Raw genomic sequence first — 1,775 nt, forward strand, 5'->3', positions numbered from 1 at the left:
GTCTATCACCTGCTCTGTTCCTGCCGCCAAACTGTCCAAACTCCATTTGATTATCCTTTCTGATTCCAAAAAATCAAACAAAAGAGTACTTTCTAAAGGCTCCAGGCGATAATCCAGGGTGTCAATGATTTCGATGGCCCAGGCATTGCTCGGCCCCTTATTTCTTAAGATAAAACGATAGCCCACAGGGTTACCCATGACTACAGAATCAGAAACCAATGCTTTTGTCATTTCTATTTCAGATAAGGTTTTTATACCAACACCGACATCAGGCACAAGATTGGACACCAGCTGCTCAATATTACCTTGAAAATCAGCATAGATAAAGTTTCTTAACTTGCTCCCTGCCTGTACAAAGGGTTCTACCATCACTGTAAGCACCCATGAGATGGATTGTCCGGAAGCCAAGCTGTCCAGTTCCCATATCAAGATATCATCTTTCTTTTCGGAAGGTGCTATGCTGGACTGCAGGTAATATGTTCCACTGGGCAAGGTATCTGTAAGGATCAAGCCGTAGGCACTGTAGACGCCTTTATTTTCTACCTGAATGAAATATGACAACCAATCCCCTGCAAGGGCATTATCTGTCTCAGGGACTTTGATGACCTCAATGATGGGCGAACAATCAATCAAACTGATACTTATAGGTACCTTTATTGAACTTTCACAGGCAATTTCATTCAAAGCAGCAACGTAATATGTAGCCCCGTCCTCAAGTAAAGTATTGGAACTGATGGAGTCCAATGAATCCGGATCCAAATACCAAGCAAGCCCAAAAGTTGGAACAGAAGGCTTTATATCAATCAACCTAGGCTCTATGTCTTCACAGAATCTGATGAGTTCATTTTCAAAAACCACTGCTTCAGGCCTGCCAGTGACTTTGAATTCGAACCGTCTAAGAGATCCGGGCAGGGTTTTGCATTCGTTTTCATTCTTTAATCCAAGATAAATCTCATAGTTTCCGGCAGGAGCATTGGACAGCAAAAGCCTGCTCTCAGCATCCAACGAAAAGAAGGGACTACTTTCTATCAATAAATTTCTACCATCTTGTCCTGTGTACCAGTGAAAACTTAAACCCTCCAAACCAAATGGTGCACCTTCAATCAAAAAAGGATCAAATAGGATATCCTCTCCTTCACAATATATAGGAGATAATTCCAAATCAGCGAAATTGGCATCAGGTGCTGGCCTCACTTCCACCTTCACAGGAAACCTTAAGCTGGATTCACAACTTTCCCTGACGGGGGCTACCCAAAAAGTATAGAGTCCTGGGACTGTAAATACCTCAGTAGTGTAAATATTCCCAAAGCGAAGCTGATTGCCTCCTTTCTCAGCATCATACCAGCGGATACTTGTACCTGAAGAGGGCAAAACAGACAAAACAGTTCTTTCTCCCTCGCAAATAGCTACTGATGAATTCTCAAAATCCGGTAAGCCTATACCCAGCTCTGCTTGGTGGATTCTGACAACCGTCCCCTTTTCATTACTTGTATATACAGTGACACGTACAGCATTGAAATCTACATGACAATCACACATTACCTGTAAAATATACCGGCCTTCTTCATCCCTGCTTTTTTTGATTTCCTCCCGGTCCAAAAAATATTCTGTCCCAACCTTATTGGTTCCGTTAAAAAAGGAAACTGAAACATGCTTGTATGCATTCCAATCCGATACTTCTTGACTCCCTTCTCCAAAGGATAATGTAAGTAATGCAATATCTCCCGGTCTTCCTAATAGATTGAAGATAAGATTCCTGTCTCTTATACACATCT

Annotated in this window: 1 protein-coding gene; it reads right to left on the reverse strand. The window is 42.0% G+C overall.

What is annotated here, in order from left to right; genetic code table 11:
- The coding region (locus tag ACN4EK_RS32520; RefSeq protein WP_431662587.1) for an Ig-like domain-containing protein at positions 1-1,775 on the reverse strand (1,775 nt) is incomplete at both ends.

It is taken from the genome of Pantanalinema rosaneae CENA516 (genome assembly GCF_050753385.1).
Classification (GTDB): Bacteria; Cyanobacteriota; Cyanobacteriia; order Leptolyngbyales; family Leptolyngbyaceae; genus Pantanalinema; species Pantanalinema rosaneae.